At 39.0% G+C, this 15,233-nt stretch carries 23 protein-coding genes and 2 pseudogenes; 13 read left to right on the top strand and 12 right to left on the bottom strand.

The features are described 5' to 3' along the window. Positions 1-27: 27 nt before the first annotated feature. From GT674_RS18310 to GT674_RS15575, 8 genes and pseudogenes are all read left to right on the top strand, one after another. Positions 28-156: pseudogene (locus tag GT674_RS18310) on the top strand (MobA/MobL family protein); the annotation flags it as partial. A 202-nt stretch (positions 157-358) separates the two neighbouring features. Further along, entirely contained in the window at positions 359-718 is a 360-nt protein-coding gene (locus GT674_RS18305) for a hypothetical protein (RefSeq protein ID WP_173736607.1), read from the top strand. A gap of 72 nt (positions 719-790) precedes the next feature. Continuing rightward, complete coding sequence (locus GT674_RS15600) at positions 791-1,705, top strand: DUF6040 family protein (protein ID WP_244095636.1); 915 nt, start codon at positions 791-793, stop codon at positions 1,703-1,705. A 223-nt stretch (positions 1,706-1,928) separates the two neighbouring features. Beyond that, positions 1,929-2,840: an AraC family transcriptional regulator gene (locus tag GT674_RS15595; protein ID WP_016304806.1), complete on the top strand. Its 912-nt coding sequence runs from the start codon at positions 1,929-1,931 to the stop codon at positions 2,838-2,840. 88 nt (positions 2,841-2,928) lie between these two features. After that, on the top strand, positions 2,929-3,168 hold the full coding sequence (locus tag GT674_RS15590; RefSeq protein WP_016304805.1) for a hypothetical protein: 240 nt from the start codon (positions 2,929-2,931) through the stop codon (positions 3,166-3,168). 76 nt (positions 3,169-3,244) lie between these two features. Beyond that, complete coding sequence (locus tag GT674_RS15585) at positions 3,245-3,844, top strand: HDOD domain-containing protein (protein WP_019162948.1); 600 nt, start codon at positions 3,245-3,247, stop codon at positions 3,842-3,844. An 11-nt stretch (positions 3,845-3,855) separates the two neighbouring features. After that, positions 3,856-4,458: a sugar O-acetyltransferase gene (locus GT674_RS15580; RefSeq protein ID WP_117674858.1), complete on the top strand. Its 603-nt coding sequence runs from the start codon at positions 3,856-3,858 to the stop codon at positions 4,456-4,458. Further along, the gene (locus GT674_RS15575; protein ID WP_016304801.1) at positions 4,448-5,083 is read left to right on the top strand and encodes an HAD family hydrolase; all 636 of its coding nucleotides are present in this window, start codon (positions 4,448-4,450) and stop codon (positions 5,081-5,083) included. Before GT674_RS15580 ends, GT674_RS15575 begins: the two co-directional genes overlap by 11 nt. Before the next feature lie 118 nt (positions 5,084-5,201). Here GT674_RS15575 and GT674_RS15570 read toward each other — a convergent pair whose 3' ends face one another. From GT674_RS15570 to GT674_RS15555, 4 genes are all read right to left on the bottom strand, one after another. Next, entirely contained in the window at positions 5,202-5,438 is a 237-nt protein-coding gene (locus tag GT674_RS15570) for a DUF6061 family protein (RefSeq protein WP_012744332.1), read from the bottom strand. A gap of 295 nt (positions 5,439-5,733) precedes the next feature. After that, positions 5,734-6,204, bottom strand: coding sequence for a GNAT family N-acetyltransferase (locus GT674_RS15565; protein ID WP_330585624.1), 471 nt, complete (start codon positions 6,202-6,204; stop codon positions 5,734-5,736). A 43-nt stretch (positions 6,205-6,247) separates the two neighbouring features. Beyond that, positions 6,248-6,877, bottom strand: coding sequence for a YczE/YyaS/YitT family protein (locus GT674_RS15560; protein ID WP_005608570.1), 630 nt, complete (start codon positions 6,875-6,877; stop codon positions 6,248-6,250). 28 nt (positions 6,878-6,905) lie between these two features. Then, on the bottom strand, positions 6,906-7,331 hold the full coding sequence (locus GT674_RS15555; protein ID WP_055163316.1) for a GNAT family N-acetyltransferase: 426 nt from the start codon (positions 7,329-7,331) through the stop codon (positions 6,906-6,908). A gap of 391 nt (positions 7,332-7,722) precedes the next feature. Here GT674_RS15555 and GT674_RS15550 point away from each other — a divergent pair, with 391 nt between their 5' ends. The 5 genes from GT674_RS15550 to GT674_RS15530 are packed head-to-tail and all read left to right on the top strand — an operon-like array spanning position 7,723 to position 10,028. Then, on the top strand, positions 7,723-8,220 hold the full coding sequence (locus GT674_RS15550; RefSeq protein ID WP_243149158.1) for a hypothetical protein: 498 nt from the start codon (positions 7,723-7,725) through the stop codon (positions 8,218-8,220). A gap of 29 nt (positions 8,221-8,249) precedes the next feature. Continuing rightward, positions 8,250-8,576: a hypothetical protein gene (locus GT674_RS15545; RefSeq protein ID WP_029471619.1), complete on the top strand. Its 327-nt coding sequence runs from the start codon at positions 8,250-8,252 to the stop codon at positions 8,574-8,576. After that, positions 8,563-9,342 carry an FAD-dependent thymidylate synthase gene (locus GT674_RS15540; protein WP_161286521.1) on the top strand — a complete coding sequence of 260 codons (780 nt, stop codon included), beginning with the start codon at positions 8,563-8,565 and terminating at the stop codon, positions 9,340-9,342. The genes GT674_RS15545 and GT674_RS15540 overlap by 14 nt, the downstream gene beginning before the upstream one ends. Continuing rightward, positions 9,332-9,745 (top strand): dUTP diphosphatase, encoded by a 414-nt coding sequence (locus GT674_RS15535; RefSeq protein ID WP_118001296.1) that lies wholly within the window; start codon positions 9,332-9,334, stop codon positions 9,743-9,745. Before GT674_RS15540 ends, GT674_RS15535 begins: the two co-directional genes overlap by 11 nt. 4 nt (positions 9,746-9,749) lie before the next feature. Further along, a complete protein-coding gene (locus GT674_RS15530; protein ID WP_161286519.1) occupies positions 9,750-10,028 on the top strand; it encodes a helix-turn-helix domain-containing protein in 279 nt (92 codons plus the stop codon). A gap of 130 nt (positions 10,029-10,158) precedes the next feature. Here the strand turns inward: GT674_RS15530 and GT674_RS15525 are convergent, their stop codons facing one another. The 8 genes and pseudogenes from GT674_RS15525 to GT674_RS17975 form a co-directional block, all read right to left on the bottom strand. After that, positions 10,159-10,587, bottom strand: a complete 429-nt coding sequence (locus tag GT674_RS15525) for a hypothetical protein (RefSeq protein ID WP_161286518.1) — start codon at positions 10,585-10,587, stop codon at positions 10,159-10,161. A gap of 115 nt (positions 10,588-10,702) precedes the next feature. Continuing rightward, on the bottom strand, positions 10,703-11,017 hold the full coding sequence (locus tag GT674_RS15520; protein ID WP_003864550.1) for a helix-turn-helix domain-containing protein: 315 nt from the start codon (positions 11,015-11,017) through the stop codon (positions 10,703-10,705). 518 nt (positions 11,018-11,535) lie between these two features. Then, positions 11,536-12,420: a YodL domain-containing protein gene (locus GT674_RS15510; RefSeq protein WP_161286516.1), complete on the bottom strand. Its 885-nt coding sequence runs from the start codon at positions 12,418-12,420 to the stop codon at positions 11,536-11,538. Then, positions 12,410-12,670: a transposon-transfer assisting family protein gene (locus tag GT674_RS15505; RefSeq protein WP_003864553.1), complete on the bottom strand. Its 261-nt coding sequence runs from the start codon at positions 12,668-12,670 to the stop codon at positions 12,410-12,412. Before GT674_RS15505 ends, GT674_RS15510 begins: the two co-directional genes overlap by 11 nt. Then, entirely contained in the window at positions 12,667-13,860 is a 1,194-nt protein-coding gene (locus tag GT674_RS15500; RefSeq protein WP_243149157.1) for a YodL domain-containing protein, read from the bottom strand. Before GT674_RS15500 ends, GT674_RS15505 begins: the two co-directional genes overlap by 4 nt. A 234-nt stretch (positions 13,861-14,094) precedes the next feature. After that, on the bottom strand, positions 14,095-14,511 hold the full coding sequence (locus GT674_RS15495) for a hypothetical protein (protein WP_242970693.1): 417 nt from the start codon (positions 14,509-14,511) through the stop codon (positions 14,095-14,097). Between the two features lie 14 nt (positions 14,512-14,525). Next, entirely contained in the window at positions 14,526-15,005 is a 480-nt protein-coding gene (locus GT674_RS15490; RefSeq protein WP_243149156.1) for a helix-turn-helix domain-containing protein, read from the bottom strand. Positions 15,006-15,125: 120 nt separating this feature from the next. Further along, a pseudogene (locus tag GT674_RS17975) lies at positions 15,126-15,233 on the bottom strand (helix-turn-helix domain-containing protein); the annotation flags it as partial.

Genomic DNA, 15,233 nt, shown 5'->3' with positions numbered 1-15,233 from the left:
GCAAGAAACCGCCTGCAATGGAAACGGGTGCTGACCGATGCTACTGGATGGAACAATCCCAAAAATTGTGAGCTGTGGCGGAGTGAGTGGGCAAAGGTGTGTAATGAACATCTTCCTTTGCATAATCAGGTTAATCACCGTTCTTATGAAAAACAGGGAAAACTCCAGATTCCTACCATCCATGAAGGTGCTGACGCAAGAAAGATTGAACAAAAATTTCTTGCCGGGCAGGAAATAAAAGGTTCGTGGAAAGTAGCGGAAAATCAAATCATAAAACAGCAAAACACGTTATTGCAAAAGATACTGGACACCTTTGGAAAAGTATCAGGTGCATTATCATTATGGAAGGAGCGATTAAATGACATTAGAAGAAAGCCGGGAAGTCATTCCCATGATGGAATCAATGATAAACCAGATCGAGGAACAGCAGAACCTTATGGCAGAGATGGTACAGGAATTACAGGAAAAAGACAGACAGCTTCTGTCCTTTCAGGAGCAGAACCAGAGTTTGCAGATATTAAACAGCGAGTTATCCGGACTGCTGAATCTTTTGCCAGATACAGAAGAACTGTTTTCCCAGATTGAACAGCAGAAAAACAGAATCGAACAGTTGGAAACCGAGAATCAGCAATGGCAGGAATTAACGCAGAAGCTGAACAACGAGAACAGCTTATTGCTGAAACAGAGCAGAGAATTACTGACCTTAAACAGCAGATAGAGAAAGTGAGGGATATAGATGCGAGAATGCGTAAACTTAGAGAACGTCGGTCAAGTGGAAGAACTTCTACAGATGACAGAACAGATGCAGGACGAACTGGATCAGAAAGACCAGATGATTATGGAACTGAACAGGCAGCTAAACAGATCGCTGACCTTGAACGAGAAATTGAACAGCGAAAACAGAGTCGAGAATATCGAAGCATTGCGGACAAGATTAAGGAAAATAGAAGAACAATTAGCCAACGAGACAGACAGCAGGAAAAGAGCCGACGCAGAAGTCGTGGCATGGAAATTTAGGTATGAAAAAGCGGAACAGGCAAAACGCTATGCACAGACACACCAAAAGACAACAGAGGTAGCTGTTGAGAAAAAAGTGCCCTATGAGAAATGCGATAACTGTGACCGCACTGCTTACCAAAAAGCAAAAGAAAAATGCGATAACCGTAAAATTCAGTTAGAGAAAAAATATAAAAATATGACGGCTGGTTATGAAAGTATCCTGTTTCTGCTGGCATGGTACAGTATAGCCATTACACTATTCACTGCTATCCTTTCTCCAGTTTTCTTTAGTGACTGTATTAGCTTTTTCAGTATGTTTGCTAAAGGAATCTTAAGCCTGTTTCAAAAATTTGTTGCAGGTGCAGATTCTTTCGGACAGTTAAGCAGTGGAATCTCAAATAGTATCATTTCAGGGATTGTGTACTGGCTGATTGTAAGTATTGTTATGGGAATTTTATTTATCATAACGGGATTGCTGATAATCGGGACTGGCTATCAGGTGGGGAAAATCTACCGGAAATATTGCTGGGATATTATCAGCATCATGGTGGTGATAATGAGTACAGCTATCATAATCTATTTCGGAAAATGGATAAAATCAATTATTCCGATAAACCTCATTATGTTGCTACTTCTGGTACATGCGGTTTATATCGGAATCCGATGTTATGTGAAAAACTGGCGAGAAAAACGAGGATATTTTTAAAGTAAAATGGGCAGGTAAAACTGCCTGTTTTTCACAAAACAAATATACTTATTTTTAGTTATCCAGATTTTTAGAGTCTGTGAAAACTGTTCTTTGATTTTTAACACTATTTTTTATAATCTTCCAAATGAATCTGTTTTGATTGATTGACAATTACCGAGCTATTCTAGTATATTTAATCCATAAAGCAGATACAAAATCGCAGATGTGCAGGTGAACAGACATGAAAAATATCCATAGCATTGAATTTTATACTGGAAGCAAGGAAGAACTGCTTCCCGGTTTTGAAAAAGATTTTCCCTATATCGCTTCAAGGGCAGAACTTGACAAGTATATCGGACATTATGTACCGTGGCACTGGCACAAGACAGTGGAACTTTTTTATATGGAAAGTGGTAGCATTGAATATGATACGCCGGGAGGAAAACTGTTGTTTCCGGCTGGAAGCGGCGGCATAGTAAATTCCAATGTACTCCATATGACAAAAGCAATATCGCAGAAAGAAAAGAATATACAGCTACTTCATATTTTCGATGTTTCCCTACTTGCCGGGGAACAGGGAAGCAGGATTGAACAAAAATATATTGCGCCTATCATAACAGCCCCACAGATTGAGGTAATTCCGCTTTTTCCAGGCAATGCAGAAGAAGAAAGGATTTTGAAACTGCTTGCCGCTTCATTTCGTTTATCCAGTGATGAATTTGGATATGAAATAAAACTGCGGGAAACCCTAACAGAAATATGGCTCATGCTTTTTGAACTATCCCGTCCTATGCGTGAAAAAAAGGGGGAACATAATAAAAGCAACGATAAAATAAAGCTGATGATGATATATATTCACGAACATTACAGAGAGAAAATCTCTATCCCGGAACTTGCGGCAGCAGCATACCTAAGCGAAAGGGAGTGTTATAGAGTGTTCCATGACTGTCTGCACATGACACCCGTAGAGTATATAAAGGCTTACCGTCTGCAAGCTGCCTGTCAGATGCTAGCAAAGGGGCAGGAAGCAGTTACCGTTATCAGCCATGAGTGCGGTTTGGGGAGTAGCAGTTATTTTGGAAAGGTTTTTCGAGAATACACACATTGTTCACCCACAGAATATCGGAGAAAATGGCAGAATAGTGATAGATAAGGGCAGAAAAGAAATATTTTTTCTATTCCTTTTGCATTATAATGATACCTGTAAAGTAAATCCGTCATTTACAGGAGGTGAGTGCAAAGTGGTAAAACTGAACATTCTGAACATGAAAAATTTTTTAGATACGGTCAATAGCTGTTCCGGCAAAGTAAATATGCTCTGCCCGGATGGTAAAAAACAAAACATCAATGGGGAAGAAAAGATACAGGGCAGTTTGTGGCGGCAATACTCCCAAAACAAAAACTGTTTGCGGCTTGTTTTAGAAGTTCCGAATCCAACGGACTATATGAACATTGTTTCGTACTATGCCGGGGATTGCTGATTTATCTGTAAATATTTCATCATAAAGGGGCTGGACAGTTTATCTTCCAGCCCCGCCCTTTTGAAAGGAGTTAAAAATGGAGTTGAACATTCAGACCGCAGAACTGGCATTAAGGGAAGCGGCAGAATCCAATCCGGGAGCATGGGCAGAACATTCCCGGTATGTAGCCGAAGCCTGTAAAAACATTGCGTCACACTGTAAAGATTTATCTTCTGAACAGGCGTATATTTTCGGGCTGTTACACGATATTGGACGTTATGCCGGAGTGAGTTCGGAAAGGCATCTGATAGACGGCTATCGTTACTGTATGGAGCGTGGGTGGGGAAAAGCCGCACAAATATGTATATCCCACGCATTTATGATACAGGATATTGCCACATCTATCGGAGAGTTTGATGTCAGTGATGAGGATTACCTGTTTATGAAAGAATTTGTTGCAAATGCGGTATATGATGATTATGACCGTCTTGTACAGTTATGTGACGCATTGGCTATGCCTTCGGGGTTCTGTCTTTTGGAAAAGAGATTTGTAGACGTGACAATGCGATACGGCGTTCACCCAGCGACAATAGACAGATGGAAAAAGATTTTAGAGATTAAAGAACGGTTTGAGGATCAGATTGGCTGTTCTATCTATGCCCTGCTTCCGGGCGTTATGGAAAACAGTTTTCGTTAAGGGGGGATATTGTGTATTACGAATCCAGTGATTTTTTGGAAACAGCGGACAGCGATACGTTAAAGCAGATTGCCCGCACAAGGGAATTAACACGGAAATATTATTTTTCTGATTATAGAGATACAGAAAAACGCACTTCCATTCTTCGGGAGCTGTTGGGCGGAATAGGGGAAAATGTGGCAATCGACACGCCTTTTCATTGCGACTATGGAAAAAATATTTTTTTGGGAAATGATGTGATCGTCAATATGAATTGTACCTTTGTGGATAACAAAACTATCCGAATTGGCGACAGGGTATTGATTGCGTCAAATGTGCAGATTTATACATCTTCACACCCTGTCTTACCACAGGAAAGGTTTGTGCCGGATTGGAGGGAACGTCAGACAACATTTTTTAGAACCTATGCACGTCCGATAGAAATAGAAAGTAATGTCTGGATTGGCGGCGGCTGTATTCTTCTGCCCGGAGTCACTATAGGAAAAAACAGCGTGATAGGGGCTGGAAGTGTAGTTACCCGCCCTATCCCGCCTAATTGTGTTGCAGTAGGAAATCCATGCAGGGTGATACGTTATTTTGATACAGACAGGGAAAGGTGGCAGCATGAAGTATAAGCATATCGTTTTTGACATTGACGGCACTCTGATTGATACGGAATATGCTGTATTACATTCTTTACAGGAAACTATAAAGGGATTGTCCGGGAGAGAGATACCATGTTCTGAACTAAGATTTGCGTTAGGGATTACAGGAACAGACGCTTTGAAAAAACTTGCGATAAAAGACACTTCCTATGCGATAGAATTATGGGATAAAAATATGCGTAACTATACAAATAACATTAAAGTATTTGACGGAATCGTTGAATTATTGAAAAATCTTCTAAGTCTGGATTATGAAATGGGGATTGTCACATCAAAGACAAGGGAAGAATTTACACATGATTTTTGTCCGTTTGGTATCAGTCATTATTTCAAAACAATCATATGTGCAGACGATACACAGGAACATAAACCCAATGCCGCACCGATTTTGAAATATGTGGAATTATCAAAAACAGACCATAGGAAAGTACTTTATATCGGAGATAGCAAATATGACAGTAAATGTGCGGAAAATGCGGGAATTGATTTTGCTTTAGCAGTATGGGGCAGTCATAATAAGCACATAAAAGCAGATTATTTTTTAGAAAAACCTGCCAATCTGTTATCTGCTATCACTTCAGAGAAATTTTATTAGCGATGAAAGATCGAACGAAAATGACTCCGAGGTATATTAAAAAAACTTGCTTGATCAATTATGGTGATTTTGATTAAGTAGCCTGTATGTAAAATAAAGCATACAGGCTACTTGTGGTTTACAATTCCAAAGAATCTTCTGCATCTACCCACATTTGCATATTACCATCAAGATATAATCGTGCATATTCAAGTGGCTCATCAATAGCAAGTGTATTTAATGCGCAGTCTGATCCAGGAGTGGTTTTTAAGTTCTTCTCAGCTTCCCAACAGTCAATGCGGAGCATATAACCGGCATTGGTATAAACATCAATGCTGTTTCTGTGTGGATTGTATTCTGCAAATATTGTTCTCATCGTATCTTATCTCCATTTTTTTAATAATCAGTTATAGAGTTAAATATCGAAAACATTTCAATCAGTTCACCATGTTGTTATTGTTATATGTTATACTGTGTTATGAAATTTTCTTTCCCTTAATTTTTCCCATATTAAGGTTCATGAAAGCTAATGGGAGAATGTAACACAAGGGAAAGAGTAAGGGAAAGTACACTTGCTACAAACTTAGTGTTTTCAAGGGTTTGCGAAGAATTTGATAATCAAATATAATAGTTATTAAATTTCCTAAAATAAGTGGAATATCAACTTGAATTTATATATGTCTTTGCAAATATACCATATCTATTAGCTGTACACCGCCCTCATAAATTGTGTGGTCATAATTGTCAGTAAAAAAATTGGGAATCTTGTGAGAACGAACAAATCCACATTTTTCATAAAATGGTATCGTCAATGGACTGTCACCTGTTCCAACTTGCAAAACAGAATATTCATCTGCATATTTACTGGCAAGAAAATCAATTAGTGCTTTGCCATAGCCCTTTCCCTGGTTTTCCGGATCGACTGCGATATTCTTGATTTCAAGTATTCCGTTACCTTCATCGGTGACAACACATTCAGCTTTTACATCATTATCTTCAAGCACATACATAGTTCCTTTTTCAAGATAACGATCAACCATGCTCTCCTGTTCATCAGCTAATAACAATAATGATATAAACTGCTTTTTATTTTTGTTAACTTCTCGAATTTTCATACAACTTGTTACTCCATCAATTGCCATCTAATTTAATTCATCAAACTTGAAGTTGTAGGTTTCTTTGCTATTATATCTTTAAAATTCGTTTTGCTTTCGCATTAACAAATTGGATAATCGGGCCTGAAATGATAACTGTAATGATTGTGCATATGCCAAACTTCCCGCCAAGCAAAACACCTATTATCACAACCAGAATATCTAATGCTATTCGAACAATTTTAACTTGCCAGTTGTTCTTTTCTGCCAAGGCAAAAGTAACTGCTTCATAAGAGCCACGACCAAGTGAGGCAGACGCATATAGTCCGGTCCCGACAGCAAACAAAATAACACCCAGCAACATGATAAAGAAGTTGAACCATCGATATGTACTGTAGACATGGCAGGTGGCAAATACATCTACACAGGTGCTGTATACAATTTGATATAGCACCGTCCCAATATGGATTTGACTTTTATCGTAAATTAATGCAAACAAAATCATCCCCACTGCTACAACAAAAGATGCCATACCGATGCTCAAGTGAAACGTTTCAGCGATACCCTGCCATAGCACTGCGAGCGTGGCGCCACCAAATCCTGCATACAGTGCAAGTGTAATGCCATAGGCTGCAACAATGGAACCTATCACAATAATTATCAATTTCTTTAATAAGTCCCGCAATAGCAAGGATTCCCTTTTGTGCTTATCAAACATCATAATTCCTCTATTCTACAAATTCCGATTTCTATTTTCGTTTCCATAGCATAGTGTACTCTTTTTCACCAGTAGCTTCATCCAAGCCTTCATATTGAATAATGAACCCTTCTCTTTGGTAAAAAGAAATTGCTCTGGCATTCTTCTGGTATACATTTAATCGTAAGCTAACTTTTTTATCCTTAACATAATCTAATAAAAGCTTACCTATGCCACATGACTGCATTTCATCGGAGACAAAAATACCTTCTATATATTTATCATTTAGTCCTACAAATCCTTGTATCATTTTATCTGCTTCAAACACATAAACTTCGTATTGTGACATCATTTCTTTTACTAATTCATAATTACTTTTCCAGTATTGATTGGAAATAAAATAATGGGCTTTCAGATTTGTCTTTAACCATATGTCAGCAATTCTATCGATATCTCCGTTCAGCAACTTTCTAATCATAACAAATATTCTCCACAACTACATCCTTTATGCTTTTCTCTTTTTTCCATTCTATCACAAGCTCACCATTAATCATCAATTTTTTGATATTTTTTCTTTTTCCCCACTGTAAAACAGCCTCTGAGCGTTTCGTTATATAGAGGGATACAAATAAGAGCAAGATCCACCCAGGTATTACCGTATCGCCATTTTATGGCTACGGCATACCTCCGGGTAAGTCTCTTGATGGGGATTCCGATTCCCCATACCCTCGTACAGACATCAAAGATATCCATTGACCATTCTCTACGTCAGATCTCACCTTCGCCTGGTTGTAAATCTCCAGACAAATGTGAAAGCAATGCAGAGCCCGGCTTATGCTCATTGGGTAAAACTTTCTAACCTGCAGCAAATGGCAAATACCATTATCTATGTGCAGGAGCATGGATTTGATACGCAGTCAGATTTGAAAAATACACTGCTTGCAGCAAAGCAGGAACTGAAAGAAATGCAGACACAGTTTGCTCAGCATCGGTCCAATCTAAGGACTCTCAACGATCAGATCCGCTACACCGGACAGTACTATGCAAACAAGGAAGTTTATTCCCAATTTTCAAATGCAAAGTACAAAGGAAAGTACCGGAAAGAACATGCGAAAGAAATTCAGAAATATGAAGAAGCCAGAGATTGGCTGAGATCCTTTTATCAGGATGGAAAGATGACAAGCCTAAAAACCCTGACTTTACAAAAAGAAAAACTGCAACAGCAGATAGCTTCCGAAGAAGAAGCAATAAGCAGCTTGAAAGAAAAATTAAAAGATCTGGACACTGCCGATCAGAATGTTGATGCCATTCTTCAGATGCAAATTCCAGAACCAGTGAAATCAAAAACCAAAGATCTCGAACGATAACTATTACAAAACAAAGGAGGAACTATCACATGACACAAGAAGAATTTAATGTTGTATTTGAACTTCAGATGAGAAAGTGTGCCGATATTCTGGCACATAAAAAGAAAGAATATACCGGTGATAATATTGACCGCCTCAGTGCATTCAAGATTGCTGCCGCTTTACAGAACTGTGATCCAAAAGCAGCACTGGCCGGCATGATGTCGAAACATGTCGTATCCCTTTACGATATGTGTTATTCCACTCTGTTGCATTTTGATATGGAACAGTGGGATGAAAAGATCACAGACTGCATCAATTATCTGATTCTTTTAAAAGCTCTGGTAAAGGAGGAACAGGCCTATGGATCACATTGAAACAGCTATCTTAAACTGCTATGGAATCCGGGAAGCAGAACAGAATATGGTCTTTGCTGCCAGGCTCACACAACACGGTCATACGATCCAGAACATGGCAAATCTGATGGATCTTTACCATCAATCCTACAGTCAGAAAACCGTAGACAATATTGCAGGACTTCCCCATCCGACAGTACAGAAATTCATGGTCATTACCGTGGCTGTTGTCGGTGCAAGCAGACGCTTTCTGACACAGATCACAAGGCATCAGAACGAAGTAAAGTACATGAGTGCATCTCTGCAGTACAGCAATTATTCCGGTCACGCTGCATTTGCTATTCCATATGGAATCATGAAAGCAGATAAAGAAATCCAGGATATTTACAAGAAAAGCTGTCAGTCAGATCTGGATCACTATGCAGAACTCTGTGCCTTAGGCATTGATCATGATTCAGCCGGATATGCTACACCTCAGGGACTTCGAAACGTATTGATCATCAGCGCGACACCTTACCAGTGGAAGCATATGATTGGTCAAAGAACCTGCCGAAGAAATACTGATGAAACCAGGATCGTGATGCTCTATATCTGGCAAAGATTGTACAAATTAAGCCCGATCCTTTTTGCACCGGATCTGACCGGTCCATTCTGTCAGAGAGGAAGCTGCATGGAAAAACAGATGTCCTGCCAGAATCCTATTTCAAAGCTTTGGATACCGTCAGATATCTTAAAAGCAGATTATCCATTGCTCATCAGGAAGGAGGTGAGCAGCCATAAAGATTAAACTGATTGACTTTGGTCTGAAAGCAGATCATCATCCCTTCCGGCCACATGAAAATGATGCCGGTGCGGATGTATTCATGCCTTATGATTGCGTATTAAAGCCAGGCGAAGTTGCGAGAATTCCGCTTGGATTTGGTCTCATCATCCCGGATGGATTTGCCGGATATGTCTTTCCACGAAGCAGCATGGCTGCAAAAGGACTGGTATGCGAACTTCCACCGATTGACTCCGGTTACCGTGGTGAGATCCATGCCATTATCAGCAACGTGAGCACATCTTCTCAGATCATTCATAAAGACACACGCGTCGGTCAGCTGGTGATCACACCGGTTGTGATTGCAGACTTTGTCCTGGATCTCGGTGAAGAACGAGGAACTGGGGCTTTTGGAAGCACAGGAGAATAATACTATGATTACATTTGGAAGAAAATTAAAACACTTAAGACAGAAAAATCATCTCACCCAGAAAGAACTTGGCATGGCTGTTGGATTTCCCGACAGCTGTGCTGATGTCCGGATTGCTCAGTATGAAAGCGATGTCCGAACACCAAAAGAGGATCTTATGAAAATCTTTGCATCAACACTCGGTGTTCCGGTTGAACTCTTTACTGTACCGGTACTCTCAGAATCTAGGGAATATGAGGCGGCGGAGTATTGGAGGTATGAGTTAGGGGCGGAACTAGATTAATTGTCATAATACTGATATGAGGCAACGGATTTTCCGCTGCCTCGCTTTTATCATTTTGAGGGTAATTGAAAATATCCTCCTGTGCTGAGCAATCCTCTTTTTCTGCGCTTTATCTGCATATCTATATATTTCATTTTATTTCTGTTCCATCGATAAAAAGCACATATTTATCCGGATTATGAACAATATCATAATCTTTTCCATATTCAATCGGTCTAAATTCTATCTGCATAATGGATTTTCCATTTCCGATATCTTCTTTCCAAGAATATACGGTCATATCAAGGCTGGTTGCATATCCATGATCTGTAGAAAATTTTATTGAATGAAATGAATTCTCTTTGTACATTTTTAAAAGCAGTCTTGTAAATGCTTCTTTATCAGAAATATTTTTTCTGTTAGCAACTACTGTAAGATTCTCATCTCTATTCATAGAAAAACTGCCAACTACATCTGGCTCACCTTCTTTATGCTTTAATAAGCTTTTCCCAATTATCATTCCAACAATAATCGAAAAAACGATAGCAACAAATACAAGTGTTATATTTTTTTTCTTCATTTTATCAAGTTCCTTAGAATTATATATAAGTCTTTAGAACTACTATATCATATTTTCACGTTAAACCAAATAAAAAAGAAGAGCAATAAGCCCTTCCATCTTCTTATTCACGTATTTATTCCACCAATGCTCTCACTGCATTGATAATTCTCTGTTGCTTTTCTTTAGGTAGTTTCTCTATCATTTCAGATAATTCATTCGTAACGCCGCTAACCGAATGTGTCACAACATCAATCAATAGTGTATCTGCTGAAACGTCTAATGCATTTGCAATCGCAATAAAAGTATCAAGTTTTGTTACTTTCAGTCCTCTCTCTATAACACTTACATGAGTTGGACTCAAGTTTACCAGTGCTGCCAATTCTTCTTGTGTAAGATTCTTAGCTTCCCTTGCAGCTTTTATTCTCTGACCAACCGCCTTTAAATCCATTGTGACACCTCCTTTAGAACGATAATTCGGTCTAAAATTAGTATAACGATTGATCTTTAAAACATACAGAATCTACAGATTGTCAACTTGTTCTTTAGAACTATTTTAAATTAAAAAGGCCCAAAAGGGCACTTTCCCTTTTGAGCCTATACACTTTATCAGCTAACGTATTTTGCTTTCATTTTTTCTCATGGTCATGAGGCTTTTTTCTCTTAAATCGCATTCTATGAATCCTTCGATTGCTCTTTCTGTTCTTCAATAATTCGTTCGGTTGCTTTATGAATTCTATCCTTGGAATAGGGTGGTCTTAAATTCAATGATAACCGCCCTTTTTTAATCATATACGTTTCACTACCATCCTCCGAAGATCCTTTCAACCAGCAATCATCCGGATACTTCTCCGCAAAAGACCTCAACCGTTTCTGCAAGTTCTGATTGAAGGTATACACATCATAGAATCCATCATCTTCATTAGTCAGAATAATCGTTTCTTTTTCACACTTTAACCTTCGCATATTCTATCCCCGCTTTCTTTCCATTTCCTGATCCAGGTACTTTGGTATCGGCTTTCCGGACCGGCGAGCAATGGCAATCTGTTTCTGATGCAGTCGTTTGATTACGGACCTTCGTTTCTTGGGTTTATTATTTTGTTGATTTCGGGACGTCTGTTTGTTGTTGCGTGCATCAGAAATTTTTTCCAGGTTCTTCTTCTGATTATTCACCAGACCGTCCACCATATCATAGTTAGCTTCTGTACCAGATTCTCTGCTTCGTTCATAAGTGCCGTTCTGGTAGAATTTCTGGTAATGTTCCAGACGGATTTTACCATCTTGTTTTAGCTGTTCGACCGGATTTAGCGGTACCTGCTGTTGGATGTAATCATGAATCTTTTGTTTTGTCTTTTCATCGAATTTCTTACATTCTTCGACAACCATTTTTCCATAAGCATCCAGGATAACACCCTGGGCCTGATCTCGGTATACCTGATGTTCCATCAAATAAAACTGTTTTCCATCAATAATGACGGTGTCTGTTGCAATCCAGTTCCCCTTTTTCCCATCAATCTGATAATTCTCAGTTTCCATAGTGATCAGTGCACCGGATGTGTTGATACGAATAAATCCGACCAGATACTGTGGATAGTTCTCATCTACATAGTAGCAGCTGATTTCTCCATTCTTGTTCAATACGAGCACGTCACTGACTTCGCATTGATTTTTCGTCCGTTTCCAGATGTCAGCGACTTTTTCATTTTCCTGCATTTCATGAATCGAGATTAATCGGTAATTTTCGACAGTAATCGACACATTCTGCTGTCTTGCCTCTTGATATGGCAGATGCCACAGTGCTTTTCCTGCTGTCTGCTGATCTACTCGGTAGACTGCAAATTGATTAAGCTTCATAGGCATCATCCTCCAAGTTATTCAGATAATAATTCAGATCCAGAGAATAGTAGTATTTGTCTTCGATCTGCTGTAATTTTCCAACTGTAGAATTGATGATCTCAATTATTTCATCATTCTCAGGATCACTTTCTTCCTGTTCCAAAACTTCCAAAGCTTCTTTCAGTGTTTGGATTGTTTCTTCCTTTGTGTGCTGCTGGAAGATAGCAGTAATAGTCAGTTCGTTTTCTTCCAGGTTTACATTTCTCATAGGCTCATTTCCCCCCTTTTCTTTTTCGGTATTGGTTTCATCTGTATATTCAGCTCCTTCTCGTTTTTTTCTTCGCTTATATTTTTTTCGTTATCCACTTTCTTATTGGATTCCAGAGGATTTTCCACATTTGGATGTCTTTCTTCCAAGTACTTTTCCACACGACTGATTGCATTTTGCACATAAGAATTTTCTCTAAATCCAGGAATCGAATTCAAAAATTTTTTCTGTATTTTTCCTTCGATCATCAGACTCTGCATTCCTTCATAATCACTTCCGTCTTTCAGATCAAAGCCAACACATTTCAGTCCATGCATACGTTCTGATGGGATTTTCTCATAAGCTTCCAAGGCTTCTGGTAATGTCAGGTCATAATGTACTTCACCCATTACAGGAAATTCAGCACATTCAGCCGCATAAAAGCTGATACATGTAAGATCATTTTCATAATCCACATTTTCTATTTCCGGGACAATATCGAGTATTTTTTCTCTTTGTGCTGCAAACTCTGGAAGTTCTGCAAATCCAAATCGATCCACGTAATATGCCTGCATATCCCCACCACGGTTTGTAATGATAACATCACTGACCGACATAGAATGTGCTTTATAATCTGCCGGTGGATTATCGTTGAATACGGCATACAAATCATCCAGCTTTTCATTTTCATGTAATCTGCCAGAATAGACACATTTATAATTTGCTGCATCGATTGTAATGCCATCTTCTTTGACCATTGCCATATTCATAAATAAATGTTGTTTTCCCGATGTGTCTTCATCCACATGATAAATCGCATAGCGGTCACCATTACCTCTGAACATTTCTTCCTCTAGGGTATAATCAAACTTAAATGGATACAAAGCCCGATCAACTCTTTCCGAAATATCTGTTCCTTCTGCAATCGTATCTTCCAGCCAGTCTTTGATATCTCCCCATGATTCAAACTGCAAATACCCAGCAATTTCATGTGTCCCATCCGGTGCCAGTACAATATGTCCCGGTTCGCTTTCCCGATAATCATAGCGGTATCCGGCTGCTTCTAGTGCATCTACCAAAATGCCGTATTTTTCATGTAATTCTGTTTTTTGTTTTTCTTCAAGAATGATTTCCAGTTCTTCTGTAAGCTGATCGATCATTTCACCAGCTGTCTTGCGGATCACATCCATAGATGCTTTCATTTCCTTCATTTCCCGGCTGCTGCTCCAACCTGCAATATAAGGAAAACTGTAATCCGATGTATCCAAAGGGAAATCAAATCCGCCTTATGAGCATCATGCCATCCATTCCGTAAGTGCCAAAGCTGCACGAACAGCACGATTTTTATTCTGATCAGATCTGCTTTGTCGATCTGTGCATCCTTTTTTATCCTTCCACCAGCTACCACACACTCTTTCCGGTACAAAAAATTCCGCTGTGATTAATTAACATGATATTTCAATAGTTTCAAATACATCACCAGTCAGATCACAGATGTCCTGGATCTGAATCTCGGTATCATCGATCCGTAAGTGGACTGATGGATCAAAAAATTCTACGGTTCCGGATAATGTATGGTACTGACCAATTAATGGATCCTTCCAGGACTTTTGAAAATAAGTTGCCTGTATCTTCATTCCATATGCCAGGATTCTTAATTTCATATCCAGCTCATTTTTCTTTTCCTCAGATAAATCTCGTTTCGGTTCGTAAATGATTTCCTGTTGCCGGATCGTTTCATCCAGTCCGCGAAGTGCCGCAAATGGAGCAAACTGTTTTGCCCTGCGTCCTACATCCATGGGATGTCTCCTGGAAACCGGTCTTGGTAAATATAAATACGGTTGATATGCACTTGCCAGCACTTTTTGCACCTCCTCTACCGGGACTGGCTTTTATACCAGTTCTGAAAAGATTCTTTTGGTATTCGTTTCCAATAATCGACAATAACAACTTCCATTTGATTTTTCTTGAGTAAATCATAAACAAGATAATCATCAACCTCCAACAGATCTGCGACTTCCTTAACGGAATAGGACCAGGATTTCAATTCTTTCCCGGGTTTTTCTCCGGTAACTTTATGATATTTAATCTGATTGGCGTACCATTTTTCAAAGCTAGCAATGTTGATTCGTATCTTTCCGGCAATCTCTTTTGATTCAAAAACATTTTTATGAACCAGCCAGTATCGATCTGTCTTTTTTAATCCCAACAGCTTTCCCATTTCCGGCACGGTCATCCAGGTTCTCTTTTGCGTTGGACGACGTTTGTAAGGACTGTCCTCTGATATCTTCGAAATGATTTCTGCAACATCATCCATTTCCGGAACTTCTTTTTGTTTCATAATTGCTGTTGCCATTTATTCTTCACTTCCTGTCTTTTTTAGTGTTAGTGTTTTTTCTTATATCATATCTCAAATCCAGATAAAAATTTAGGATGTCGATTGCAGACAAAATCTGCCAGATCAACACCCTGTTTTTTACTGTTCCAAGTTATCGAGCCAGTCATCGAAACTCTTCTTAGAGATGCGATACTTTCCGCCATCCAACTGGATCCACCGGAATTCCTTTTTCTTCAAAAGGTTATA

Source organism: Blautia sp. BIOML-A1 (genome assembly GCF_009883055.1).
Taxonomy (GTDB): domain Bacteria; phylum Bacillota; class Clostridia; order Lachnospirales; family Lachnospiraceae; genus Blautia_A.
Note: the sequence above shows the minus strand (reverse complement) of the source record. Positions and strands in the feature narration are given on the sequence as shown.

Coding starts and splice junctions, on each gene's coding strand:
- GT674_RS15520 (WP_003864550.1), bottom strand. CDS start 11,017: ATGGATTTAAAGGCGGTTGGTCAGAGAATAAAAGCTGCAAGGGAAGCT.
- GT674_RS15550 (WP_243149158.1), top strand. CDS start 7,723: ATGGCAAATACCATTATCTATGTGCAGGAGCATGGATTTGATACGCAG.
- GT674_RS15595 (WP_016304806.1), top strand. CDS start 1,929: ATGAAAAATATCCATAGCATTGAATTTTATACTGGAAGCAAGGAAGAA.
- GT674_RS15565 (WP_330585624.1), bottom strand. CDS start 6,204: ATGGCAATTGATGGAGTAACAAGTTGTATGAAAATTCGAGAAGTTAAC.
- GT674_RS15555 (WP_055163316.1), bottom strand. CDS start 7,331: ATGATTAGAAAGTTGCTGAACGGAGATATCGATAGAATTGCTGACATA.
- GT674_RS15490 (WP_243149156.1), bottom strand. CDS start 15,005: ATGGCAACAGCAATTATGAAACAAAAAGAAGTTCCGGAAATGGATGAT.
- GT674_RS15510 (WP_161286516.1), bottom strand. CDS start 12,420: ATGAAGCTTAATCAATTTGCAGTCTACCGAGTAGATCAGCAGACAGCA.
- GT674_RS18305 (WP_173736607.1), top strand. CDS start 359: ATGACATTAGAAGAAAGCCGGGAAGTCATTCCCATGATGGAATCAATG.
- GT674_RS15600 (WP_244095636.1), top strand. CDS start 791: ATGACAGAACAGATGCAGGACGAACTGGATCAGAAAGACCAGATGATT.
- GT674_RS15525 (WP_161286518.1), bottom strand. CDS start 10,587: ATGAAGAAAAAAAATATAACACTTGTATTTGTTGCTATCGTTTTTTCG.
- GT674_RS15545 (WP_029471619.1), top strand. CDS start 8,250: ATGACACAAGAAGAATTTAATGTTGTATTTGAACTTCAGATGAGAAAG.
- GT674_RS15540 (WP_161286521.1), top strand. CDS start 8,563: ATGGATCACATTGAAACAGCTATCTTAAACTGCTATGGAATCCGGGAA.
- GT674_RS15530 (WP_161286519.1), top strand. CDS start 9,750: ATGATTACATTTGGAAGAAAATTAAAACACTTAAGACAGAAAAATCAT.
- GT674_RS15560 (WP_005608570.1), bottom strand. CDS start 6,877: ATGATGTTTGATAAGCACAAAAGGGAATCCTTGCTATTGCGGGACTTA.
- GT674_RS15570 (WP_012744332.1), bottom strand. CDS start 5,438: ATGAGAACAATATTTGCAGAATACAATCCACACAGAAACAGCATTGAT.
- GT674_RS15585 (WP_019162948.1), top strand. CDS start 3,245: ATGGAGTTGAACATTCAGACCGCAGAACTGGCATTAAGGGAAGCGGCA.
- GT674_RS15575 (WP_016304801.1), top strand. CDS start 4,448: ATGAAGTATAAGCATATCGTTTTTGACATTGACGGCACTCTGATTGAT.
- GT674_RS15500 (WP_243149157.1), bottom strand. CDS start 13,860: ATGAAGGAAATGAAAGCATCTATGGATGTGATCCGCAAGACAGCTGGT.
- GT674_RS15505 (WP_003864553.1), bottom strand. CDS start 12,670: ATGAGAAATGTAAACCTGGAAGAAAACGAACTGACTATTACTGCTATC.